The sequence below is a fragment of the Bradyrhizobium sp. 31Argb genome, from assembly GCF_043638955.1.
GTDB lineage: Bacteria > Pseudomonadota > Alphaproteobacteria > Rhizobiales > Xanthobacteraceae > Bradyrhizobium.
The window spans coordinates 15,504-39,055 of sequence record NZ_JBEGDB010000040.1 but is presented as its reverse complement, the minus strand read 5'-3'; the positions used below and the strand labels follow the sequence as shown (position 1 = coordinate 39,055).

Below are 23,552 nucleotides of genomic sequence, written 5' to 3'. Positions count from 1 at the left end.
ACGCTGAGCTTTTTCGCAAGCTCGAATGCTTTGATGAATTTGGAAGCTGCTGGCGCCAAAAAAGCCCGCAAATTCGGCGCTGCATGCGAGTACGGCAAGGCGCCTGCGACGGCGCGCCGACGCCCATCAATTGACCGAAGTGACTGAAAAAGCAGCTTTGGCCGCGGCATCGGTCACGGCGGATCACGACGCGGATAGGAGATTAGTTTCCACTTCAGTGGATCACGATCGTACCTTCGCGGTGTCGATCACGAGGAAATACTCGCATGGCGTCTTGCCGAGATTGAGGAACGAATGGTCGGCATCCGCCTGGAAATAAAGGGAATCCCCCTGATTGAGATTGACGCGCTGATCGCCGATCGAGACCCGCATCCGTCCGCGCAGCACGAAGATGTACTCCTCCACGCCCCGGCGATGGGCCACGAAGGTTCCGGTTTCCGCTTCCGGCGGCAGCGTGTTGAGCACCCAGTCGATCCCGCGCCCGGGAAGCACCGGAGAAATACACCGCCGCAGGAAGCCGGATTCCTCGTCCCTCAGGATCGGCTGGCGGGCGGCCGGGATATAAACGATCTCGCGTTCGACCGCGGGCGCCATCAGTTGGGAGAACGTGACGCCCAGAGCTTCCGCCAGCTTGGACAGGATCACCGTGGAGGGAACCGTCTCGCAGCGCTCGATCTTGGAGATCATGGAGCGGCTGACACCGGACGCCTCGGCGAGCTGTTCGAGCGAGAAGTTGTTCTTCTTCCGGAAATGACGAATCTCTTCGGCGAGAACCGAAAGCTGAGAACTGTCACTGGGATCTAAAGTGCTCAAACCGGTAATCCTTTTGATGAGCACTACTCTTACGGATTCAGAATGGTAAGGGCAATCTGGAGGTTGGATGGCGGCACTCGCTGTCCTCGCGGTTTATCTGCGCTTCGAGAGAAGTTTCTGGAAGCTCACGCAGCCCTATCGTCCTCCAGAATGAAACGCGTCGGTCCCCGCGTTCTGAGTGTCGCAAATCTGCGACAGGTTGGCGTCGTGTTCTGATGCCACCCCGCTGACATCCTTGCTTCCGCCCGACATGTTTTTCCTGCCATCGCGCGGCATGAGCCGGCGGCGGTCAGCAATCAAACAACAGCGGGAGTGAAGCATGAACAAGCCTGAATTCCTCACGACGTCGACGAATCCCTTTGCCGAGCGCTACGATAATTTCATCGGCGGCAAATGGGTCGCGCCGCGCTCGGGTAAATATTTCGACAACGCCTCGCCGGTGACCGGCAAGGTGGTCTGCAAGATCGCGCGCTCGGATGCGCAGGACATCGAGCTCGCGCTCGATGCCGCACATGCCGCCAAGGACGCGTGGGGGCGGACCAGCGTCGCGGAACGAGCCAACATCCTCAACCGGATCGCCGACCGCATGGAGGAGAACCTGGAGCGGCTCGCGATCGCCGAGACCTGGGACAATGGCAAGCCGATCCGCGAGACCCGCGCCGCCGACGTGCCGCTCGCGATCGATCATTTCCGCTATTTCGCCGGCGTCGTGCGCGGGCAGGAGGGGAGTCTCGCCGAGATCGACCACGACACGGTGGCCTATCACTTTCATGAGCCGCTTGGCGTTGTCGGCCAGATCATCCCGTGGAACTTTCCGCTTCTGATGGCGTGCTGGAAACTGGCGCCCGCGCTTGCCGCCGGCAATTGCGTGGTGCTGAAGCCCGCCGAGCAGACCCCGGCCTCGATCATGGTGTGGATCGAGCTCATTGCCGACCTGCTGCCATCAGGCGTCCTCAACATCGTCAACGGCTTCGGGCTCGAGGCTGGCAAGCCGCTGGCGTCGAGCCCGCGGATCGCCAAGATCGCCTTCACGGGTGAAACCACGACGGGACGGCTGATCATGCAATACGCCAGCCAGAACCTGATCCCGGTCACGCTCGAGCTCGGCGGCAAGTCGCCGAACATCTTCTTCAAGGACGTGGCGGCGGAAGACGACGATTTCCTCGACAAGGCGATCGAGGGCTTTGTGATGTTCGCGCTGAACCAGGGCGAAGTCTGCACCTGTCCGAGCCGGGCGTTGGTGCAGGAACAGATCTATGAGCGCTTCATGGAGAAGGCGCTGAAGCGCGTCGCAGCGATCGAGCAGGGCGACCCGCGCAATCCCGCCACCATGATCGGCGCCCAGGCCTCGAACGAGCAGTTGGAAAAAATTCTCTCCTACATCGACATCGGCCAGAAGGAAGGCGCCAAGCTCCTGACCGGCGGTGCCCGCGCTATGCTGGGTGGCGATCTCGAAGGCGGCTTCTATGTCCAGCCCACCGTGTTCGAGGGCAACAACCGGATGCGGATCTTCCAGGAGGAGATATTTGGCCCGGTTGTGTCGGTGACCACGTTCAAGACCGATGAGGAGGCGCTCGCCATTGCCAACGACACGCTCTACGGCCTTGGCGCCGGCGTCTGGAGCCGCGATGCCAATCGCTGCTACCGATTTGGGCGGGCGATCCAGGCCGGCCGCGTCTGGACCAACTGCTACCACGCCTATCCGGCGCATGCGGCGTTCGGCGGCTACAAGCAGTCGGGCATCGGCCGCGAGACCCACAAGATGATGCTCGACCACTACCAGCAGACGAAGAATCTCCTGGTCAGCTACAGCCCCAAGAAGCTCGGCTTCTTCTGATACGGGGGCGTGATGACGGCGCGGCGTCTGCCCGCGCCGTTGTCACGCAATGAAATTCCGAACAAACGCATCAATCGATAGTAATATTTTGATCTCCGCTGCACTGCGGCATAGCAATTGCCGTGCGACATCACGCAATCCTTCCCCGGCCGTTTGAGTTGGGATAGAGAGGGCCAAATCACCCCTCTCATCCGGAAATGCCATGGCCGCACCCAAGAAAAGCGTCACAAAGGAAGCAGGGCAGGAGAAGGGGGACAGCTCCCCGCCGGAATTCACCAAGGAGCAGGAACTCAAGGCACTGCGCGACATGCTCCTGATTCGGCGCTTCGAGGAGAAGGCCGGCCAGCTCTACGGCATGGGCGCGATCGGCGGCTTCTGCCATCTCTATATCGGGCAGGAAGCCGTCGTCGTCGGCATGCAGATGACCCTGAAGAAGGGCGACCAGGTCATAACCGGCTACCGGGACCATGGACACATGCTGGCCTGCGGCATGGAAGCCAAGGGCGTGATGGCCGAGCTGACCGGACGCCGCGGCGGCTATTCCAAGGGCAAGGGCGGCTCCATGCACATGTTCAGCGTGGCCGAGCACTTCTACGGCGGCCACGGCATCGTTGGTGCGCAGGTCTCGCTCGGCACCGGGCTCGCCTTCGCCAACCGCTACCGTGAAAACGATTTCGTGAGCCTTGCCTATTTCGGCGACGGCGCCGCCAACCAGGGCCAGGTCTATGAAAGCTTCAACATGGCCGAGCTGTGGAAGCTGCCGGTGGTCTACATCATCGAGAACAATCGCTATGCCATGGGCACCTCGGTGGCGCGCTCCTCGGCGCAAACCGATTTCTCCAAGCGCGGCGCCTCCTTCAACATTCCGGGCCGGCAGGTCGACGGCATGGACGTGCGCGCGGTGAAGGCGGCAGGCGACGAGGCGGTCGCTTGGTGCCGCGCCGGCAAGGGCCCCTATATCCTGGAGATGCAGACCTACCGCTATCGCGGCCACTCTATGTCCGATCCGGCGAAGTATCGGACGCGTGAGGAGGTGGAGAAGGTCCGCCATGACCATGACCCGATCGAGCAGGTCCGCAACCGCCTGCTCGCCGCCAATGTCAGCGAGCAGGACTTGAAGTCAATCGACGCCGAGGTGCGCGATATCGTCAATGCCGCCGCCGACTTCGCGCAGCACGATCCCGAGCCCGATCCGTCCGAGCTCTACACCGACGTCTACCGCTAAGCGCAGACTGAATACGAAAGAGTATCCGGGAGCCGATATGCCCATTCAAGTTCTCATGCCTGCGCTGTCTCCCACGATGGAGAAAGGCAACCTCGCCAAGTGGCTGAAGAAGGAAGGCGAGCCGATCAAGTCGGGTGACGTCATCGCCGAGATCGAGACCGACAAAGCCACCATGGAGGTCGAGGCCACCGATGAGGGCACGCTCGGCCAGATCCTGATCCCGGAAGGCACCGCCGACGTCGCCGTCAACACGCCGATCGCAACCATCCTGGCCGACGGCGAGAGTGCTGCCGATCTCGCCAAGGCCGTAAGCCCCGCGAAGCAGGAGAAGGCTGCCGAGTCCGCGCCTCCCGCACAGGCCAAGGCCGAAGCACCTGCGCCCAAGGCAGAAGAGAAAGTGCCGGCCGCACCGAAGGCCGTCAGCGAGCCTGAGCCCGAGGTGCCCGCCGGCACCGAGATGATCACGCAGACCATCCGCGAAGCGCTCCGTGACGCGATGGCGGAGGAGATGCGGCGCGATCCGGATGTCTTCCTGATGGGCGAAGAGGTCGCCGAATATCAGGGCGCCTACAAGGTGAGCCAGGGGCTGTTGCAGGAGTTCGGCGCGAGGCGCGTGATCGATACGCCGATCACTGAGCATGGCTTTGCCGGCATCGGCATCGGCGCGGCGATGGCGGGCCTCAAGCCGATCGTCGAGTTCATGACCTTCAATTTCGCCATGCAGGCGATGGACCAGCTCATCAACTCGGCGGCCAAGACGCTCTATATGTCCGGCGGCCAGATGGGCTGCTCGATCGTGTTCCGCGGGCCGAACGGCGCCGCCGCCCGCGTCGCGGCCCAGCACAGCCAGGATTATTCGTCCTGGTACTCGCACATCCCAGGGCTGAAGGTGATCGCGCCGTTCTCGGCCGCCGACTACAAGGGCCTCTTGAAATCCGCGATCCGCGATCCCAATCCGGTGATCTTCCTCGAGAACGAGGTGCTGTACGGCCATTCCGGCGAGGTGCCGAAGCTCGACGACTATATCGTGCCGATCGGCAAGGCGCGCGTGGCGCGCAAAGGCCAGCACGTCACCATCATCTCCTGGTCCAACGGCATGACCTATTCGCTGAAGGCGGCCGATGAGCTGGCCAAGGAAGGTATCGAGGCCGAAGTGGTCGACCTGCGCACGCTGCGCCCGATGGACACCGAGACCATCGTCGAGTCCGTGAAGAAGACTGGCCGCGCGGTGACGGTCGAGGAGGGCTGGCAGCAGAGCGGCGTCGGCGCCGAGGTTGCCGCCCGTATCATGGAGCATGCCTTCGATTATCTGGATGCGCCCGTTACGCGCGTATCCGGCAAGGACGTGCCGATGCCCTACGCGGCCAATCTGGAGAAGATGGCTTTGCCTTCGGTCGCCGAGGTGGTGGAAGCCGCCAAGGCCGTTTGTTACCGGTGACGCATGGTAGGGCCGCAGGAACAGCCATTACCGCCTGACGTGATGGGTCGCGACGACGCGATCGAGGTGCTGCGCGCCTTTGTCGTCGACGGCGGGCTTTCCATCGCGTTCCAGCGCGCCTTCGAGGAGCCGGATACGTGGGGCCTGATGCTGGTCGACATCGCGCGCCATGCCGCACGCGCCTATGCACGCGAGAGCGAGTACACCGAGGAAGAGGCGCTCGCCCGCATTATCGACATGTTCCAGGCTGAGGTCGCGCGGCCGACCGATCCGGGCAGCACCACGCCGCGATCGAAACAGGGGCATTGATCGTGACCGTCGAGCAATACCACTACGACTTCATGGCGGAGGCGATCCGCGAGGCGGAGATCGGGATCTCCGAGGGCGGTTTGCCGATCGGCGCGGTGCTGACGCGCGACGACAAGATCATCGCGCGCGGCCATAACCGGCGGATGCAGGAGAAGAACGTCATCCTGCACGGCGAGATGTCGTGCCTGCGCGACGCCGGCCTGACCTCGTTCCATGATACGGTCATGTACACGACGCTGTCGCCGTGCTCGATGTGCGCCGGCGCGATCGGATTGTTCAAGCTGAAGCTCCTGGTGATCGGGGAGTCCGTGACGTTCCCGGGCAGCAAGGACATCCTGACGCAGTTCGGCATTCCCTTCATCGATCTTGCCGACACGAGGTCGATCGACATGATGAAGAACTGGCGCTCGGATCCCGCCAACGAGCGCACCTGGCAGGGCGATATCGGCAATTGAGGCTCTTCCGCCCACACCGATCCGCCCACACGATTCCGGCAGGTTTCCTCACGCGACGGAAGCCGCCATGCAAAAGTTAGCTTTGTGAGGTCACCATGCCCATCAACATCCTGATGCCCGCGCTGTCGCCTACCATGGAGAAGGGCAATCTGGCCAAATGGCTCAAGAAGGAGGGCGACAAGGTCAAGTCCGGCGATGTGATCGCGGAGATCGAGACCGACAAGGCGACGATGGAAGTCGAGGCGGTCGACGAGGGCACCATCGCCAAAATCCTGGTGCCTGAGGGTACGCAGGACGTCCCGGTCAACGACGTGATCGCGGTGCTGGCCGGCGACGGCGAGGACGTGAAGGCGGCAGCGAGCGGCGCAGGCGCTGCACCGCCGAAAGCCGCTGAGGCGCCTGCCGCAAGGCCCGCTCCAGCACCGGCGCCTGCGCCGGCCCCCGCCCAACCGGCGCCGGCACCGAAAGCTGCAGCGCCTGCTGCAGCCCCGGCACCCGCGCCGCAAACCGCAGCACCGGTGCCCCAGGGCAACGGCCACGCCCGCATCTTCTCGTCGCCGCTGGCGCGCCGTCTTGCCAAGGGAGCCGGCATTGAGCTCGGGCGCATCAACGGCACCGGGCCGCACGGCCGCATCATCGCGCGCGACGTCGAGGAGGCGAAATCCGGCAAGGGCCTGAAGGCGCCGCCGGCCGCGCCCAGCACGACGCCGTCGATCGCGCCGTCAATGTCGGATCAGCAGATCCTCGCGCTGTTCGAGCCGGGTTCTTATGAGATCGTGCCGCATGACGGCATGCGCCGCACCATCGCGCAGCGCCTGACCGCGTCGATCCAGCAGATCCCGCATTTCTATCTGACGATCGACTGCGACATCGGCAAGCTGCTCGCCGCCCGCGAGGAGATCAACGCCGCCGCCCCGAAGGATGCCGATAAGAAGCCGCTCTACAAGCTCTCGGTGAATGACTTCGTCATCAAGGCGATGGCGGTCGCGCTGCAGAAGATCCCGAACTGCAATGTGAGCTGGACCGAAGGCGGCATGGTCAAGCACAAGCATTCCGACATCGGCGTGGCGGTGGCGATGCCGGGCGGCCTGATCACGCCGATCATCCGGAAAGCGGAAACCAAGACGCTGTCGGTCATATCGAGCGAGATGAAGGATTTTGCCGCCCGCGCCCGTGCGCGCAAGCTGAAGCCGGAAGAGTATCAGGGCGGCACCACCGCCATTTCCAACCTCGGCATGTACGGCATCAACCACTTCACCGCCGTGATCAACCCGCCGCATGCGACGATCCTCGCCGTCGGCACCAGCGAGGAACGGCCGGTGGTGCGCAATGGCAAGATCGAGATCGCCAGCATCATGAGCGTGACGCTGTCCTGCGACCATCGCGCGATCGACGGCGCGCTCGGCGCCGAGCTGATCGGCGCCTTCAAGCAGCTCATCGAAAACCCCGTCATGATGATGGTGTGATGCGTGACGTCTAACGCATTGCTCTATGGTCCCTATGTTCTTGCAATAGCGCTGGCGATTGCTGCGCTGATCGTCCGCGCGCGTGATCTGGCATCGACGACCCAGTTCCGGATCATGCTGGGCGGCGCCGGGCTGCTTGCGCTTGGATGGACCGGATTCCTGGTTGCTCTGGCTAGATCGGATTTGTGATGGCTGACACTTCCTTCGACGTTATCATCATCGGCGCCGGCCCCGGCGGCTATGTCACCGCGATCCGCGCGGCGCAGCTCGGCTTCAAGACTGCGGTGGTGGAAAAGGCCTATCTCGGCGGCATCTGCAACAATTGGGGCTGCATCCCGACCAAGGCGCTGCTGCGCTCGGCGGAAGTCTATCATCTGATGCAGCACGCCAAGGACTACGGGCTGTCGGCGGAGAACATCTCGTTCGATCCGAAGGCGGTGGTGCAGCGTTCGCGCAACGTGGTGAAGCGGCTGAACGATGGCGTCGGCTTCCTGTTCCGCAAGAACAAGATCACGACGATCTGGGGTGAAGCGACGATCGATGCGCCCGGCAAGCTGACGGTCAAGAAGTCTTCCGTCGAGGCGCCGAAGGGCGCGCTCGGTGAGGGGACCTACCAGGCAAAACACATCATCATCGCGACCGGCGCGCGGCCGCGCGTGCTGCCGGGACTCGAGCCCGACAAGAAGCTGGTCTGGACCTATTTCGAGGCGATGGTGCCGGACAAGATGCCGAAATCGCTCTTGGTGATCGGCTCCGGCGCGATCGGCATCGAGTTTGCCTCGTTCTATCGCACCCTCGGCGCGGAGGTGACGGTCGTCGAAGTGCTGCCGCAGATCTTGCCCGTAGAGGACACCGAAATCGCGAAATTCGCGCACAAGGCGTTCGAGAAGCAGGGCATCAAGATCTTCACCAACACCAAGGTGACAAAGCTCGACAAGAAGAGCGACAGCGTGGTCGCGACCATCGACGACGGCAAGGGCAAGCCGCAGACCATCGAGTTCGACCGCGTGATCTCGGCCGTCGGCGTGGTCGGCAATGTCGAAGGCATCGGGCTGGAGAAGCTCGGCGTGAAGGCCGAGCGCGGCATCATCGCCATCGACGGTTATTGCCGGACCAACGTCCCCGGCATCTATGCGATCGGCGACGTCGCCGGTCCTCCGATGCTCGCGCACAAGGCCGAGCATGAGGGCATCATCTGCGTCGAGGCGATCAAGGGCCTGCATCCGCACCCGATGGACAGGAACATGATCCCCGGCTGCACCTATTGCTATCCGCAGGTGGCGTCCGTCGGCATGACCGAGGCCAAGGCCAAGGAAGCCGGACGCGACATTCGTGTCGGCCGCTTCCCCTTCGTCGGCAACGGCAAGGCGATCGCGCTCGGCGAGGACCAGGGCATGGTCAAGGTGATCTTCGACAAGAAGACCGGCCAGCTTCTCGGCGCCCACATGGTCGGCGCGGAGGTCACCGAGCTGATCCAGGGCTATGTGATCGCGATGAACCTCGAGACGACAGAGGAAGAGCTGATGCACACCATCTTCCCGCATCCGACGCTGTCGGAGATGATGAAGGAAGCGGTGCTGGACGCCTATGGGCGCGTCCTCAACATGTAACGGAAGGGACGGCGAATCGTGAAAGACAACGACAACCTCACCATCGAACGCCCGACCTTCGTCACCCATCTCGAATGCGCGATGGAGGGGGATCACTATCCCGCCGACCAGGTGCACAACCTCTCCAAGGCCGGCAAGCCGCTTCTGGTGCGCTACGACCTTGCGGGCGTGAAGAAGGCGCTGAGCAAGGATGCGCTGAAGGAGCGTCCCGCCGAGATGTGGCGCTATCGCGAATTGTTGCCGGTGCGCCAGTGCAAGGACATCGTCAGCCTCGGCGAGGTGACGACGCCGCTGATCCGGCTGTCGAAGCTCGGCGCCAAGCTCGGCGGCGGCGAGATCATCGTGAAGGACGAGGGGCGGCTGCCGACCGGCTCGTTCAAGGCGCGCGGGCTTGTCATGGCGGTGTCGATGGGCAAGGCGCTCGGCATCAAGCACATGGCGATGCCGACCAACGGCAATGCCGGTGCTGCGCTCGCCGCTTACGCTACCGCTTGCGGCATCAAGACCACGATCTTCTGCCCGGCCGACACGCCGGAGGTGAATGTCAGCGAGATCGAGCTGCAGGGCGCGACCGTCTATCGCGTCAACGGCCTGATCGACGATTGCGGCAAGATCGTCGGCGAGGGCAAGGCCAAGGTCGGTTGGTTCGACACGTCGACCCTGAAGGAGCCGTACCGGATCGAGGGCAAGAAGACGATGGGGCTCGAACTCGCCGAACAACTCGGCTGGGACGTGCCCGACGTGATCTTCTATCCGACCGGCGGCGGCACCGGCCTGATCGGCATGTGGAAGGCCTTTGCCGAACTGGAGGCGATCGGCTTCATCGGCAGCAAGCGCCCGCGCATGGTCGCGGTGCAGGCTTCCGGCTGCGCGCCGATGGTGCGTGCTTTTGAAGCAGGCACCGAGCATGCGACACGCTGGGAAGACGCGCACACCATCGCCTCCGGCATCCGCGTGCCACAGGCGATCGGAGATTTTCTGATCCTGCGCGCGGTCCGCGAGAGCAAAGGTTTCGCAATTGCGGTCGATGACGAGAAGATTTCTGCTGCGCTGAGCGAAGTCGCGCGCGAGGAGGGGCTGTTGCTTTGCCCCGAGGGCGCGGCCACTTACGCCGCCTACAAGCAAAGCCTCGCCGACGGACGCGTCACGAAAAACGATCGCGTGATGCTGTTCAATTGCGCGACAGGCCTTAAATATCCGCTGCCGCCGGTCACGCGCACGCTCGATCGTTTCAAGCCGATCGACTTCGCGCAATTCTAAGGAATTAGAAAAAAGCGGGGGCCGTTCTGTTGAGTTGACCATGTCCAAATAAGAACAAGCCGAGCACGGCTTTCTTTACAGGGGAGGGAGCGATGCGAAGAATAGTTCTGGCGATGCTGGCAGTTCTCTTGTTCGGCGGCACCGCCGTCGCCCAAAACTATCCTTCGCATCCGATCACCGTCATCGTGCCGTTCTCGGCTGGCGGGCCGTCGGATGCGATGGCGCGTATCCTCGCCGAGCGGATGAAGGCCTCGCTCGGTGAGACCCTCCTGATCGAGAACGTGACGGGGGCGGGCGGCTCGATCGGCGTCGGCCGCGCGGTGCGCTCGCCGGCGGACGGCTACACCATCTCTTTCGGCCATCTCGGCACGCATGTCGCCAACGGCGCCGTCTACAAGCTCGGCTATGACCTCGTCGCCGATCTCGATCCCGTGGTGCTGCTGCCGAGCAACCCGATGATCATCGTCAGCAAGAATGCGATCCCCGCCAAATCGCTGAGCGAATTGTTGGCCTGGCTGAAGTCGCGCCCGTCGCCGCCGACCGCGGGCACTGCGGGCGCCGGCTCCGGCAGCCACATCGCCGGGCTCTATTTCGAGAACGTCGCCGGCATCAAATTGCAATATGTGCCCTATCGCGGGACAGCGCCGGCGTTGAACGACCTTGTCGCGGGACAGATCGACATCATGATCGATCAGACCTCCAACTCGATCAACCAGGTCCGCGGCGGCACCATCCGCGCCTATGCCGTGACCGACGACAAGCGCGTCGACTCCGCGGCCGAGGTCCCAACCACCGATGAAGCCGGCCTGCCGGGCTTCCACATGACGCTGTGGTCCGGCCTCTGGGTACCCAAGGGTACGCCGAAGGAGATCGTCGCCAAGCTGAATGCCGCGGCGGTGGAGGCGCTGAACGATTCCGCGGTCGTGAAGCAGCTCGAAAACCTCGGCCTGCGCATGCCGCCGAAGAACCAGCTCGCGCCCGAAGCCCTCGGCGCCTGGCAGAAGGCCGAGATCGCAAAATGGTGGCCGATGATCAAAGCCGCCGACGTGAAGGTGGATTGAAATCGTAGCGAGTAGCCCGGGTGAAGCGAGGCGCAACCCGGGACACCTCCATCAACGTGTACGAGCGGCCCCGGGTTACGCTGACGCTCCACCCGGGCTACGAAGCTCGCGCGCTGCCGCACGTGAGATCCTCATCCTGAGGAACCTGCGAAGCAGGCGTCTCGAAGGATGGGCCGCCGCGGGCCAGATAGGGGCCTCATGGTTCGAGACGCGCTGCGCGCTCCTCACCATGAAGGTCTGGCAGAGCGCGAGCCGCAACGGAAATCACTGCGCAGCGCCTGCAGCCGCGGTCGCCGGTGCCGCGGCGTTCGTCTCCTGCGTAACCACGCGTTGATCGGTCTTTGTTGCCACCGCCGTGCTGCTGTTAAAGCGCTCGCGGTAGACCAGCAAGTTCTCCATCACGCGCTGCACATAGTTGCGCGTCTCGGAGATCGGAATGCGCTCGACCCAATCGACCGGATCCACGTTCGGATCGCGCGGGTCGCCATAGGCCTTCACCCAGTCGCGGACCCGGCCGCGGCCGGCGTTGTAGCCGGCGAACGTCATGATGTTACAGCCCTTGTAATCTGCGAGCAGCGCGCTGAGCTCGGCGGCGCCCATCTGGGTGTTGTAGACGGGATCGGAAACCATCCGGTCCCAGTCATAGGTCACGCCGAAGCGCTTGGCGGTGTCGCGGCCGGCTTCCGGCGTCACCTGCATCAGGCCGACGGCATTGGCCGGCGACTTGTCGCGCTGATCGAACGCGCTCTCGGTGCGCGCCACCGAATAGATCATGCTGCGCTCGATCTCGGGCGCGACCTGGGTATGTTGGGGGATCCCGATGGTCGGGAAGGCGTATTGATCGAGTGCAAGGCCGCGCCCCAGCGCCAGCTTGCCGAGCTGCAGCATGGTGGCCGCATCGTTGCGGCGGGCGGTGAGCTCGCCGAGCGCGTTGAGCATGGGGACATCCGTGCTCTGCTCGCCGAGATCGGCGGCGAAATACAGCACCACGTCGCGTTCGCCGATCTGGTAGAGCATATCGGCGGCGTGCACGCGCTCGTCTACGGCAGCCGTATCGTCGGCGGCAGCAGCAGGCGAGGGCGCCCGCAGCTCGATCGCATCAAGGCCGAGCTTGGCGCGCGCGAGCTGTCCGTAATAGGCGGTCGGGTAGCGCGCGGCAGCCTCAAAGCTGGCGCGCATCGCGTCCTTTTCTCCGAGCGCTTCGGCGGCGCGGCCGCGCCAGTAGTTGGCGCGCGCCAGCACGATCGGATTTGCCGCGCCTTCGTCGATGCGCGCGAAATGCGTCGCCGCCGTCACGGGATCGTCGAGATAGCGCAAGGCGATCCAGCCGCACGTGGAGTGGAAATCAGCACGGTAATATTCGTTGGCCGGCAGCGCGGCGGCGGCGACAACCTGGTATGCGGTCTGGAACTTGCCCTGATCGAGCAGCTTGCGCGCCAGCGAGCGCCGCTCGCGCCACCATTGATCGGTGTCCTGCAGCGCCATGGTCTCGGGCGCGGCTGATAGCACCAGGTCCGCTGCGTCATCAACCCGGTTCTCGCCGAGCAGCCACTGCAGGCGGCAAAGCGTGTAGCCGAGATCCTTGCGGGCCTCAGTCGCGACATCGTTGAGCTGGTCGAGCGCCTTGCTCGATTTCGCGGCCACCGCGCCGCAGGCCTTCACGATCGCAAGCTCGTCGCTGCCAAGCCGTTGCGCCGCGCGCTTGGCGCCGGCAAGATCCTTGGCGCCGATCCGCTTGTCCATGCGCGCGCGGTGATCCTCGCGGGTGAGGAGATCGCCGAACAGCTCATACGCGTCGCCTTCCAGCCGATCCGACAATTCATCCGAGCGCCAGGCGTCGCCCACCAGACGCGCAGCTCCATCGCGGTCGCCTTCGGTCAGGAGCACCCGCGCCAGCGCGAATTTGCCCTTGGCGCTGGTGGGCCGATCGCGGGTGAAGCGATGAACCGTGACCGCGTCGCTGCGCTCCTGCCACAGCCGCCCCTCGGCCTTGCGGCGCAATAGCGCCATGCTCGGCCAATCCGGATTGGCGGCCATGAACGCCACATAGCGGCTGAAATTCGCCGTCGTCTCCGTGTGGCGCAGGATGTACCATTCGACCAGCTTCTGGCCCGCCGGGTCGGTGATCTTGTCTCTGGTGGCGGTCGCCTCTTCCGTCTTCGCCTTGCGCGCCAGATCGATCCCGTCTTTGACCAGTGCGAGATCGCCTGACAGTGCCGGCGTCGGCGCAGGAGCTTCCTTCGCGGATGCGTCTTTCGATTTCTTCGACTTGCGGCGCGCATCGGCGTGCTTGCCACGTCCGCGTTTTCCGACTGAGGCATCACGCTGGTTGCGCCCCTTCGTCGCCTTCGCGTCGTTCGTCTTCTTGATGTGCGCTTGCTTGTGGCTCGAGCGTGCCGTCGCATCCGTCGAGAATAGCGCGAGCACAGCCACGGTGAGGAGACAAGACAGCGAACGTAAGCACTGGTTCATTCCATGGTCCCCCTGCGAACCATTAGACAAACCAAGTCGCAAACCGTGCGGCTTGAGTGACCTAAGGTTATCACAGCGTCGATTCGCAACTGTCGCGCTCAAGCCACAGAGCGCAAAAAACGCTGACGTGAATGGAACTCTAACCGCGGTTGAATTGCGGACTGATCGAGATGGAACTTCGCATCTGCCAATGATCGCGTCGTCGTGTGATGCTTCCCACCGAACAGACGCGAGCGGCGCGAACTCAGCCGACAATCTTGGCCAAAGAGAGGTGAAGCGAGGTGTAACCTCGGGCGCATCGCCTCGCGAGAAGGGGAACTCGCCTCCTCCTCCAGCGTCATGCCCGCGAAGGCGGGCATCCAGTAACCGGCGGCGTCCGAACGCAAGCACTGCCTGCTGTCGAATACTGGATCGTCCGCCTTCGCGGACGATGACAGCGGAGAGGGGAGAACTGTCCCTGGCTTGACCAGGATCCATAACTACAGGCGCTGGTGATGCGCCGAGCGGGTGGCCGCTTGCTAGCATCACGTCAACCTCTGGTCGTTATGGGACCTCGCTTTGGCAGCGACCACAGAGCGAGAATCGCCGGATGAGTCGGGCGAAGCCAAACCCACTACGTGGCCAGAATTGCTTCTCCTGTGATGCCAGTCGCGTGCCCAAAAAACGCCTGCTAGGCGCCAGGAACCCGTCCAAATGGTTGCTGCGGGGCAACGTTTATTGCGATGAGGCAACAGTTCTCTAAGATTTAACCGTTTGATCAGCCGGGTGTTGCATGCGCCGCTTTTTGGCCACACCCCTGCATGAAATGATGCTTCGTAAGGCTAAAGCCACGGCACTCGCGAAGCGAAGGGAAGATCACCATTTCCCGGGTCAAGGCAGAGATGGCTAGGGAAACTGGGTTCGCGATGGACGCCAAGACCAATCTCAAGAACAGGCTGCCAAGCCGCCACGTGACGGAGGGCCCCGAGCGCGCCCCGCACCGCTCGTATCTCTATGCCATGGGGCTCACCACCGAGCAGATCCACCAGCCGTTCGTCGGCGTGGCCTCCTGCTGGAACGAAGCCGCGCCCTGCAATATCTCGCTGATGCGCCAGGCTCAGGCGGTGAAGAAGGGCGTGGCCTCCGCCGGCGGCACCCTGCGCGAATTCTGCACCATCACGGTCACCGACGGCATCGCCATGGGCCATGACGGCATGCGCTCGTCGCTGCCATCTCGGGAATGCATCGCCGATTCGGTCGAGCTGACCGTCCGCGGCCACGCCTATGACGCTCTGGTTGGCCTCGCCGGCTGCGACAAGTCGCTGCCCGGAATGATGATGGCGATGGTCCGCCTCAACGTGCCCTCGATCTTCATCTATGGCGGCTCGATTCTTCCCGGCAATTTCCGCGGCCAGCAGGTCACCGTCCAGGACATGTTCGAAGCCGTCGGCAAGCACTCGGTGGGCACCATGTCGGATGCCGACCTTGATGAGATCGAGCGGGTGGCCTGTCCCTCGGCCGGTGCCTGCGGTGCCCAGTTCACCGCCAACACCATGGCGACCGTGTCGGAAGCGATCGGGCTCGCACTCCCGTATTCTGCCGGGGCGCCGGCGCCTTACGAGATCCGCGACGCGTTCTGCGCCGCCGCCGGCGAGAAGATCATGGAGCTGATCGCCAAGAACATCCGGCCGCGCGACATCATCACCCGTAAATCCCTGGAGAACGCTGCGGCCGTGGTCGCGGCCTCCGGTGGCTCGACCAATGCCGGGCTGCATCTGCCGGCGATCGCCAATGAATGCGGCATCAAGTTCGATCTGTTCGACGTGGCGGAAATCTTCAAAAAGACTCCCTATGTCGCTGATTTGAAGCCGGGCGGCCGTTATGTTGCCAAAGACATGTTTGAGGCTGGCGGCATCCCGCTGCTGATGAAGACGCTGCTCGATAACGGCTACCTCCACGGCGATTGCCTGACCGTGACGGGCCGAACGATCGCCGAAAACCTCAAAAGCGTGAAATGGAATCCGCATCAGGACGTGGTCCGTCCGGCGGACAAGCCGATCACCGTCACCGGCGGTGTCGTCGGCTTGAAGGGTAATCTTGCGCCGGAAGGAGCGATCGTGAAGGTCGCGGGCATGTCGAACTTGAAGTTTACCGGGCCTGCCCGTTGCTTCGACCGCGAGGAGGACGCCTTCGAGGCGGTCCAGAAGCGGACCTATAAGGAAGGCGAGGTCATCGTCATCCGCTATGAGGGGCCGAAGGGCGGTCCGGGCATGCGGGAAATGCTGGCAACGACGGCGGCGCTGACCGGGCAGGGCATGGGCGGCAAGATCGCGCTGATCACCGACGGCCGGTTCTCGGGCGCCACGAGAGGCTTCTGCATCGGCCATGTCGGGCCGGAAGCCGCCATCGGCGGACCGATCGCGCTGCTTCAGGACGGCGACATCATCGAGATCGACGCGGTGGCCGGGACTCTTAACGTAAAGTTGAGCGACGCCGAGCTCGCCGAACGCAAGACCAAATGGGCTCCTCGCGCGACTAACCAGACATCTGGTGCGCTGTGGAAGTATGCCCAGCAGGTCGGGCCTGCGGTGGATGGCGCGATCACCCATCCGGGTGGCGCGCACGAGAAACAGTGTTATGCGGACATTTGAGCGTACGATTATTGCGTTGATTTTAGGGGCCATTCCGGTGGCGGGCCCCGGATTCGCGTTTGACGGCGCCCCGGTCAATCCGTCGGACGCCACGCTGCCGATGGTTTCCCCTCAGCCCAGCGCTGGGGGCGGATTGAAGCGGATCGCGGTTCCGCCGCCCACGGCGAACGCCGCCAATTCCACGAGTTCCTTCTCGTCGCTGCAATTTGCCGCAGAGGGCGGCCATCCCGTCGCCCAGTGGAAGCTTGGCCGGATGTATGCCGAAGGCGACGGTGTCGCCCAGGACGATCTGCGCGCCTTCGAATATTTCAGCCGCATCGCCAATGCGCATGCCGAGGACAGCCCGTCGGCGCCGCAGGCGACGATCGTGGCCCAGGCCTTCGTGGCGCTGGGGCGCTATTACCTCAACGGCATTCCGAACTCGAAGATCAAGGCGGACACCGACCGGGCGCGGGAGATGTTCTCCTATGCCGCGTCCTATTTCGGCAATGCCGACGCCCAGTATGACCTCGCCCGGCTCTATCTGAAGACGCCGGACGCCTCGCGGGAAGATTTCCGCTATGGCGCGCGCTGGCTCGGTCTTGCGGCCCAGAAGGGCCAGCACCAGGCCCAGGCGCTGCTCGGCCAGATGCTGTTCAACGGCGACAGGCTGCCGCCGCAGCGGGCCCGCGGACTGATGTGGCTGACGCTCGCCCGCGACAGCGCCGCTCCCGACGAGATGTGGATCAAGGAAAGCTATAACCGCGCGTTCGCCAAGGCCTCCGACGACGACCGTGCGATGGCGCTGCAGATGCTCGAGCACTGGGTGCAGGGCCGCCGCGACTAGCCGAGATTGGGTCGCATTGCATCCTCCGCGATTGGATGCCGCACTTCCTCTTGCGTTAGCGGGGAGGGCGAGAGTGCCGTTTTTACGCAGCCTCGAAGTCGAGATCGGCCCACACCGGCACGTGGTCTGACGGTTTTTCCCAGGCACGGACGTAGCTGTCGACCCCGATATGGGTCAGCCGGTCGCTGGCTTGGGGCGACATCAAGAGGTGATCGATCCGCAGGCCCCAGTTTTTCTGCCAGGCTCCTGCCTGATAGTCCCAGAACGTGTACTGGCCGGGCGCGTCAGTGACGGCGCGCAGCGCGTCGGTCAGGCCGAGGCCGAGCAGGGACTGGAACGCTTCGCGGGTGGTCGGGCGAAACAGGGCGTCTTCCACCCAGGCCGGCGGGTTGTAGACGTCCGACGCCGCCGGGATCACGTTGAAGTCGCCGGCAAGGATCAGTGGCTCTTCCGCTTTAAGTCGCTCCCTCGAATACTCAAGAAGCCTCGACATCCATTTGAGCTTGTAGGGATATTTGTCGCTATTCGCCGGGTTGCCATTGGGCAGATAGAGGCAGGCGATCCTGAGCACGCCGTGCTTGTGGGTGACGACGCCTTCGAGGAAGCGGGCGTGGGCATCCTCATCATCGCCGGCGAGGCCCGACTTGGTCTCGTCGAACGGCAGCTTGGAGAGCAGGGCGACGCCGTTGAAGGTCTTTTGTCCGTGGGTGACGACGTTGTAGCCGAGCGATTCAATCTCCAGCCGCGGAAACGCTTCGTCGGTGCATTTGATTTCCTGCAGGCAGACGATGTCGGGGGAGCACTCCTTAAGCCAAGTGAGGAGGAGCTCGAGCCGCTGCCGGATCGAATTGACGTTCCACGTCGCGATGCGCATGAAGGGGACCTAAGTCGTAGCCACAATTTCGGCCGTTGGCATACCATGTGCCGCAGGGCTGTGATAACGATTTAAGAATTAATGGCGCAAAATGCGCCGTCGAGGGGCTGGCAGGGGCAGGATTGGGTCGTCACGGCCGTTGCGGGCCGGCGGACGAGCAAAAAGCATGAAGAAAAGAAATTTGATCCTCGTTGCAGGCGTCATCGGCATCGTTGCCGTGGCCGCCTACGCCACCCGCTCTTCGTGGCTCGCCGGTGGTGGCGCGAGCGCGCAGGCGCCCCAGCGGCCGCGCGCGGTTTCGGTCGAGCTCGCCAAGGCGGAGCGGCGTTCGGTGCCCGTCGATGTCGACGCCATCGGAACAGTGACGCCGATTGTCAGCGTGGCGCTGAAGTCACGGCTGGAGACCACGATCATTGGCGTGCATTTCGAGGACGGCGCCAAGGTCAATGAAGGCGACCTCTTGTTCACGCTCGACGCGCGGCAAATCGACGCCCAGATCGAGCAGGCGGAGGGTGTGCTGGCCAAGGACCAGGCCCAGCTCGAGGGCGCGCAGCGCGATCTCCGCCGCTACAACGATCTCGTCGCCAAGGGCGCGACCACCCAGGTCAATGTCGACAACGCCAAGACCCAGTCCGACATCCTGATCGGAACCATCAAGGCCGACCAGTCGGCACTGGAAAATTTGCGGGTCCAGAAAAGCTACACTGTCATCCGCGCGCCGTTCGCGGGCCGCATCAGCGCCGCCAATGTGAAGGTCGGCAATTTCGTGCGCCCCGCCGACACCCAGCCGCTCGCGACCATCAACCAGATGGCGCCGGTCTACGTGACCTTCGCGATTCCGCAGCGCGTGCTGGTCGACCTCCGCGACGCGATGGCGAAAGGCGATTCCAAGGTGATCGCGACCGTCCCCGGGCACAAGCGCTCGGAAGAGGGCAAGGTCGCGATGGTCGAGAACACGGTGGACTCGACCACGGGCATGGTGACCGTCCGCGGCATCATGGACAATGGAAATGAGACCCTGTGGCCGGGCATTCTGGTGCAGACCAAGCTGATCATCCGTAACGAGGATGCCGTGGTGGTTCCGACAGTCGCGGTCCAGCGCAGCCAGAACGGCAACTATGTCTTCGCCGTGAAGGACGGCGTGGCCAAGGTCATGCCGGTCAAGGTCGACCGCACCTTCGGCGGCTTCTCGGTGATCGCCGAGGGGCTCTCCGGCGGCGAGGACGTCGTCGTCGACGGCCAGTTGCTGTTGTCGGACGGCACGCGGGCCGAGCCGCGCGCCCGCAAGGCCGGGGCGTGAGCGATGTCGCTGCCCGAACTTTGCATCCGGCGACCGGTGATGACGACGCTGATCACCGCGGCGATCATCGCCTTTGGCATCTTCGGCTTCCGCCTGTTGCCGGTCTCGGCGCTGCCGAAAGTGGATTTCCCGACCATTGCGGTGACCGCGACCCTGCCGGGCGCGAGCGCCGACACCATGGCGGCCTCGGTCGCCGGCATCATCGAGCGGCAGCTCTCGACGATCGCGGGCATATCCTCGATGTCCTCGAACTCCTCGCAGGGCACGAGCGTCATCACCATCCAGTTCGATCTCAACCGCAACATCGATGCCGCGGCGCTCGACGTGCAGACCGCGCTGACGATCGCGCAGCGCCGGCTGCCGATCGAGATGACGACACCGCCGAGCTTCCGCAAGGTGAACCCTGCGGACTTCCCGATTCTCTTCATCTCACTGAACTCGGCGACGCTGCCACTCTCGGCCGTCAACGAGTATGGCGACATCACCATCGGCCAGGCGCTGTCGCAGCTTCCGGGCGTCGCCCAGGTCCTGATCTACGGCGCTCAGAAATTCGCGATCCGGGTCCAGGCCGACCCCGTGGCCGCGGCGGCGCGCGGGGTGTCGCTCGAGGACATCAGGACCGCGGTGTCGCGCGCGAATTCCTCGACCCCGGTCGGAACGCTGAACGGGCCGAAGCAGGACGTCGCGCTGCAGGCCTCCGGCCAGATGGACAAGGCAGCCGACTACCGGCAGATCTATGTCGCCTGGCGTAACGGCTCGCCGGTCAGACTCGATGAAATCGCAAAGGTCTATGACAGCGTCGAGAACGACAAGGTCGCGACCTGGCTGAACGACGAGCGCGCGATCGTGCTCGCGATCCAGAAGCAGCCCGACGCCAATACGGTTGCGGTGGTCGATTCCGTGCTGGCGAAGCTGCCGGCACTGCGTGCCTCGATCCCGCCCTCGGTGACCATGCAGGTGATGATGGATCGCTCGGTCTCGATCCGGCAGGCGGTCAACGACGTCGAGGAAACCCTGCTGATCGCGATCGCGCTGGTCATCCTGGTGATCTTCCTGTTCCTGCGGTCGCTGTGGGCCACCTTCATTCCGGCGCTCGCGGTCCCGATCTCGCTGCTCGGCACCTTCGCCGCGATGTACGCGTTGGATTACTCCGTCAACAACATGACGCTGCTGGCGCTGACGCTGTCGGTCGGCTTTGTGGTCGACGACGCCATCGTCATGCTGGAGAACATCGTCCGCCACATCGAGCGCGGCATGCGACCGTTCGAGGCGGCACTGAAGGGCGCGCGCGAGATCGGCTTTACCATCATCTCGATCACCTTCTCGCTGATCGCCGTGTTCATCCCGGTGCTCCTGATGGGCGGCATCGTCGGCCGCGTATTCCGTGAATTCGCGGTGACGATCTCGATCGCGATCATCGTGTCCGGGTTCGTCTCGCTGACCTTGACGCCGATGCTGTGCGCGCGCGTGCTGCGCGCCCATGACGAGACCAAGCGCCCGAATGTCGTGCTGCGGGCGTTCGAGGCGATGTTCGACGCCTTGCTGCGGGCCTATGAATGGGCGCTCGACTGGGTGCTGGCGAAAAAGGCGCTGATGCTCGCGGTCACCTTGGCGACGCTCGCCGGCACCTTCTATCTCTACATGATCGTGCCGAAGGGCTTCTTCCCGCAGGAGGACACCGGCTTCCTGATCGGCGTGACCGAGGCTGCGACCGACACGTCATTCGAAGCGATGAAGGTGCGCCAGCAGGCGCTGGTCGACGTGCTTCGGACCGACCCTGCGATCGACTACGTCAACTCGACCGTCGGTTCCGGCGGCCCCAACCCGACCGCGAATTACGGCCGCCTGTTCATCGCACTGAAGCCGCAGAAGGAGCGCGACAACGCTAGCGTTGTGATCGGACGGCTGCGCCAGAAGGCCCGCGCCATCCCGGGCATGCAGGCATTCTTCCAGAGCGTCCAGAACCTCAACATCGGCGGCCGCGTCTCCAAGAGCCAGTATCAATATGTGCTGCAGAGCGGTGATACCGAGTCGCTGTACCGGATCGCGCCTGACCTGCGCGACAAGATCGAGAAGATTCCGGGCCTGCTCGACGTCACCACCGATCTCTACATCAAGAACCCGCAGATGACGGTCGACATCGACCGCGAGAAGGCTGCGGTCTACGGCGTCACCGTCGATCAGGTGCGTAACCAGCTCTACAACGCCTATGGCGCGCGCCAGGTCGGCACCATCTACATGCCCTCCAACGACTACCAGATCATCCTGGAGGTGCAGCCGGAGTTCCGGGTCGATCCGTCCAATCTGTCCAAGCTCTACATGAAGACGGGGAACGGCCAGACCATTCCGCTGGATGCTGTCGCAAGGCTGGTGCCGTCGGTCGGGCCACTGCAGATCAACCACCAGGGCCAGCAGCCGGCGGTGACGATCTCGTTCAACCTCGCGCCCGGCACTTCGCTGGGTTATGCGGTCGACCAGATCACGGCGCTGGAGCAGAGCTCGAACCTGCCGGCGACGATCGCGACCGGCTTCTCCGGCACCGCGCAGGTGTTCCAGGATTCGCTGCGGGGGCAGGGCGTGCTGATCCTCGCCGCGGTGTTCGCGGCGTTCGTGATCCTCGGCATTCTCTACGAGAGCTTCATCCACCCGATCACGATCATCTCCGGCCTGCCGTCGGCCGGTATCGGCGCGATCCTGACTTTGATGCTGTTCAACATGGAGCTGTCGGTCATCGCCATGATCGGCATCGTGATGCTGGTCGGGATCGTCAAGAAGAACGCAATCATGATGGTCGACTTCGCGCTCGAGCGTCGTCGCGTGGGCTTGAGCGCCGAACACGCAATCCGCGAAGCCGCACTCTTGCGCTTCCGTCCGATCATGATGACGACTTTTGCCGCGATCTTCGGCACGCTGCCGATCGCACTCGGCGCCGGCGCGGGTGCCGAGCTGCGCCAGCCGCTCGGTGTGGCCGTGGTCGGCGGACTCTGTGTCTCGCAACTGCTGACGCTGTTCATCACGCCGGTGATCTACATCTATCTCGACCGCATCGACCGTCGGCTGCGCCGCAGGCTCGAGCCGCAGGAGGAAGGTGGCGAGGATCGGCCGCACGTGGTGGCGGCGGAGTGATGCTGCTTCCCCGTGCAATGTGGGCGGCGGGATTTGCCGCCGCACTGTGGTTCGCAACGATCGGCGCACCCACCCGCGCGGCCGAGCCGATCGAGATCTTCGACGCGCATCTGCACTACAATTGGGAGCCGACGCCCACCTACAAGCTCGATGAAGTGCTGGCGCTGTTCAGGAAGCACCGCATCACCGGCATCATCGCGACCAGCCGTCCCAATACCGGGACGCATGCGCTGGTCGATGCCAAGGCTGATGGCCTCGAGGTGGTGCCGTTCCTGCGGCCCTACCGCGTGCGTGCCGACATCCAGACCTGGTTTGGCGATCCCGCGATCTTCGACCTCGTGCAGCAGGAGTTCAAGCGCGGCTATTATCGCGGTATCGGCGAATTCCATTTGTCGGGCAAAGCGGCTGACACCGAGTGGGTGAAGAAGACCGTCGATTTCGCAGTCGACCACGATCTCTATTTGCACGCGCACGCTGATCAGGAGGCTGTCGAGATCCTGATGCGGCACAATCCGCGCGCCAGGATCATCTGGGCGCATACCGGCTTTGGCCTGCCGACCGATCGCGTCGCCGCGATGCTCGGCAAATATCCGAACCTGTGGGGTGAGCTGTCCTACCGCGGCGGCATCGTCGACGGGGCAGGGAAGCTGACGACGGAATGGCGGACGCTGTTCGAGCGCTACCCCGACCGCTTCCTGCTGGGCTCCGACACCTGGGTGCCGGAACGCTGGGCAAGCTACGGCGACATCATGGCCAGCTACCGCGCCTGGCTCGATCAGCTACCGCCCGACATCGCCGCAAAGATCGCGCACGGCAATGCGCGGGCGCTGTTCGCCAGCCGCTGAGAGAA

Annotated in this window: 18 protein-coding genes; 15 read left to right on the top strand and 3 right to left on the bottom strand. The window is 63.8% G+C overall.

Annotated elements, in window-relative coordinates:
* Nucleotides 1-222 precede the first annotated feature (222 nt).
* Nucleotides 223-813, bottom strand: a complete 591-nt coding sequence (locus AAFX91_RS10880; RefSeq protein WP_282527073.1) for a helix-turn-helix domain-containing protein — start codon at nt 811-813, stop codon at nt 223-225.
* A gap of 319 nt (nt 814-1,132) precedes the next feature.
* On the opposite strand from AAFX91_RS10880, the gene adh reads away from it, so the two are divergent.
* From adh to AAFX91_RS10830, 10 genes are all read left to right on the top strand, one after another.
* Nucleotides 1,133-2,650 carry an aldehyde dehydrogenase gene (gene adh, locus AAFX91_RS10875; protein WP_394566440.1) on the top strand — a complete coding sequence of 506 codons (1,518 nt, stop codon included), beginning with the start codon at nt 1,133-1,135 and terminating at the stop codon, nt 2,648-2,650.
* Between the two features lie 202 nt (nt 2,651-2,852).
* Nucleotides 2,853-3,875: a pyruvate dehydrogenase (acetyl-transferring) E1 component subunit alpha gene (gene pdhA, locus AAFX91_RS10870; protein ID WP_130581733.1), complete on the top strand. Its 1,023-nt coding sequence runs from the start codon at nt 2,853-2,855 to the stop codon at nt 3,873-3,875.
* A 37-nt stretch (nt 3,876-3,912) separates the two neighbouring features.
* A complete protein-coding gene (locus AAFX91_RS10865) occupies nt 3,913-5,313 on the top strand; it encodes a pyruvate dehydrogenase complex E1 component subunit beta (protein ID WP_130581732.1) in 1,401 nt (466 codons plus the stop codon).
* A gap of 3 nt (nt 5,314-5,316) precedes the next feature.
* The gene (locus AAFX91_RS10860; protein ID WP_282527076.1) at nt 5,317-5,622 is read left to right on the top strand and encodes a DUF5076 domain-containing protein; all 306 of its coding nucleotides are present in this window, start codon (nt 5,317-5,319) and stop codon (nt 5,620-5,622) included.
* Nucleotides 5,623-5,624: 2 nt separating this feature from the next.
* On the top strand, nt 5,625-6,077 hold the full coding sequence (locus AAFX91_RS10855) for a nucleoside deaminase (RefSeq protein ID WP_130581730.1): 453 nt from the start codon (nt 5,625-5,627) through the stop codon (nt 6,075-6,077).
* Nucleotides 6,078-6,172: 95 nt separating this feature from the next.
* Nucleotides 6,173-7,543: a pyruvate dehydrogenase complex dihydrolipoamide acetyltransferase gene (locus tag AAFX91_RS10850; protein ID WP_394566439.1), complete on the top strand. Its 1,371-nt coding sequence runs from the start codon at nt 6,173-6,175 to the stop codon at nt 7,541-7,543.
* A gap of 3 nt (nt 7,544-7,546) precedes the next feature.
* The gene (locus AAFX91_RS10845; protein WP_028167551.1) at nt 7,547-7,732 is read left to right on the top strand and encodes a hypothetical protein; all 186 of its coding nucleotides are present in this window, start codon (nt 7,547-7,549) and stop codon (nt 7,730-7,732) included.
* Nucleotides 7,732-9,153 carry a dihydrolipoyl dehydrogenase gene (gene lpdA / locus AAFX91_RS10840; protein WP_130579135.1) on the top strand — a complete coding sequence of 474 codons (1,422 nt, stop codon included), beginning with the start codon at nt 7,732-7,734 and terminating at the stop codon, nt 9,151-9,153. Before AAFX91_RS10845 ends, lpdA begins: the two co-directional genes overlap by 1 nt.
* 18 nt (nt 9,154-9,171) lie before the next feature.
* Nucleotides 9,172-10,413, top strand: coding sequence for a threonine synthase (locus AAFX91_RS10835; protein WP_394566438.1), 1,242 nt, complete (start codon nt 9,172-9,174; stop codon nt 10,411-10,413).
* A gap of 92 nt (nt 10,414-10,505) precedes the next feature.
* Nucleotides 10,506-11,474 carry a tripartite tricarboxylate transporter substrate binding protein BugD gene (locus AAFX91_RS10830; protein WP_130579139.1) on the top strand — a complete coding sequence of 323 codons (969 nt, stop codon included), beginning with the start codon at nt 10,506-10,508 and terminating at the stop codon, nt 11,472-11,474.
* Between the two features lie 264 nt (nt 11,475-11,738).
* Here the strand turns inward: AAFX91_RS10830 and AAFX91_RS10825 are convergent, their stop codons facing one another.
* Nucleotides 11,739-13,946: a transglycosylase SLT domain-containing protein gene (locus tag AAFX91_RS10825; RefSeq protein WP_394566437.1), complete on the bottom strand. Its 2,208-nt coding sequence runs from the start codon at nt 13,944-13,946 to the stop codon at nt 11,739-11,741.
* Between the two features lie 905 nt (nt 13,947-14,851).
* Between AAFX91_RS10825 and ilvD the strand changes: the two genes are divergently transcribed.
* Complete coding sequence (gene ilvD / locus AAFX91_RS10820; protein WP_394566445.1) at nt 14,852-16,576, top strand: dihydroxy-acid dehydratase; 1,725 nt, start codon at nt 14,852-14,854, stop codon at nt 16,574-16,576.
* The gene (locus AAFX91_RS10815) at nt 16,563-17,402 is read left to right on the top strand and encodes a tetratricopeptide repeat protein (protein ID WP_028165610.1); all 840 of its coding nucleotides are present in this window, start codon (nt 16,563-16,565) and stop codon (nt 17,400-17,402) included. Before ilvD ends, AAFX91_RS10815 begins: the two co-directional genes overlap by 14 nt.
* An 82-nt stretch (nt 17,403-17,484) precedes the next feature.
* On the opposite strand, the gene xth is transcribed toward AAFX91_RS10815, so the two are convergent.
* Nucleotides 17,485-18,276: an exodeoxyribonuclease III gene (xth, locus tag AAFX91_RS10810; RefSeq protein WP_394566436.1), complete on the bottom strand. Its 792-nt coding sequence runs from the start codon at nt 18,274-18,276 to the stop codon at nt 17,485-17,487.
* A gap of 166 nt (nt 18,277-18,442) precedes the next feature.
* Here xth and AAFX91_RS10805 point away from each other — a divergent pair, with 166 nt between their 5' ends.
* From AAFX91_RS10805 to AAFX91_RS10795, 3 genes are read left to right on the top strand one after another with little or no spacing between them, the layout of a single operon-like run.
* Nucleotides 18,443-19,576 carry an efflux RND transporter periplasmic adaptor subunit gene (locus AAFX91_RS10805; RefSeq protein WP_394566435.1) on the top strand — a complete coding sequence of 378 codons (1,134 nt, stop codon included), beginning with the start codon at nt 18,443-18,445 and terminating at the stop codon, nt 19,574-19,576.
* 3 nt (nt 19,577-19,579) lie between these two features.
* Nucleotides 19,580-22,702: an efflux RND transporter permease subunit gene (locus AAFX91_RS10800; RefSeq protein ID WP_130579147.1), complete on the top strand. Its 3,123-nt coding sequence runs from the start codon at nt 19,580-19,582 to the stop codon at nt 22,700-22,702.
* Entirely contained in the window at nt 22,702-23,547 is an 846-nt protein-coding gene (locus tag AAFX91_RS10795; RefSeq protein ID WP_394566434.1) for an amidohydrolase family protein, read from the top strand. Before AAFX91_RS10800 ends, AAFX91_RS10795 begins: the two co-directional genes overlap by 1 nt.
* Nucleotides 23,548-23,552: the final 5 nt, after the last annotated feature.

What these genes read in the sequence shown, in the direction of transcription:
- adh (WP_394566440.1), top strand. Translation starts at nt 1,133, where the DNA reads ATGAACAAGCCTGAATTCCTCACGACGTCGACGAATCCCTTTGCCGAG.
- pdhA (WP_130581733.1), top strand. Translation starts at nt 2,853, where the DNA reads ATGGCCGCACCCAAGAAAAGCGTCACAAAGGAAGCAGGGCAGGAGAAG.
- AAFX91_RS10865 (WP_130581732.1), top strand. Translation starts at nt 3,913, where the DNA reads ATGCCCATTCAAGTTCTCATGCCTGCGCTGTCTCCCACGATGGAGAAA.
- AAFX91_RS10860 (WP_282527076.1), top strand. Translation starts at nt 5,317, where the DNA reads ATGGTAGGGCCGCAGGAACAGCCATTACCGCCTGACGTGATGGGTCGC.
- AAFX91_RS10850 (WP_394566439.1), top strand. Translation starts at nt 6,173, where the DNA reads ATGCCCATCAACATCCTGATGCCCGCGCTGTCGCCTACCATGGAGAAG.
- lpdA (WP_130579135.1), top strand. Translation starts at nt 7,732, where the DNA reads ATGGCTGACACTTCCTTCGACGTTATCATCATCGGCGCCGGCCCCGGC.
- AAFX91_RS10830 (WP_130579139.1), top strand. Translation starts at nt 10,506, where the DNA reads ATGCGAAGAATAGTTCTGGCGATGCTGGCAGTTCTCTTGTTCGGCGGC.
- AAFX91_RS10825 (WP_394566437.1), bottom strand. Translation starts at nt 13,946, where the DNA reads ATGAACCAGTGCTTACGTTCGCTGTCTTGTCTCCTCACCGTGGCTGTG.
- ilvD (WP_394566445.1), top strand. Translation starts at nt 14,852, where the DNA reads ATGGACGCCAAGACCAATCTCAAGAACAGGCTGCCAAGCCGCCACGTG.
- AAFX91_RS10815 (WP_028165610.1), top strand. Translation starts at nt 16,563, where the DNA reads ATGCGGACATTTGAGCGTACGATTATTGCGTTGATTTTAGGGGCCATT.
- xth (WP_394566436.1), bottom strand. Translation starts at nt 18,276, where the DNA reads ATGCGCATCGCGACGTGGAACGTCAATTCGATCCGGCAGCGGCTCGAG.
- AAFX91_RS10805 (WP_394566435.1), top strand. Translation starts at nt 18,443, where the DNA reads ATGAAGAAAAGAAATTTGATCCTCGTTGCAGGCGTCATCGGCATCGTT.
- AAFX91_RS10800 (WP_130579147.1), top strand. Translation starts at nt 19,580, where the DNA reads ATGTCGCTGCCCGAACTTTGCATCCGGCGACCGGTGATGACGACGCTG.
- AAFX91_RS10795 (WP_394566434.1), top strand. Translation starts at nt 22,702, where the DNA reads ATGCTGCTTCCCCGTGCAATGTGGGCGGCGGGATTTGCCGCCGCACTG.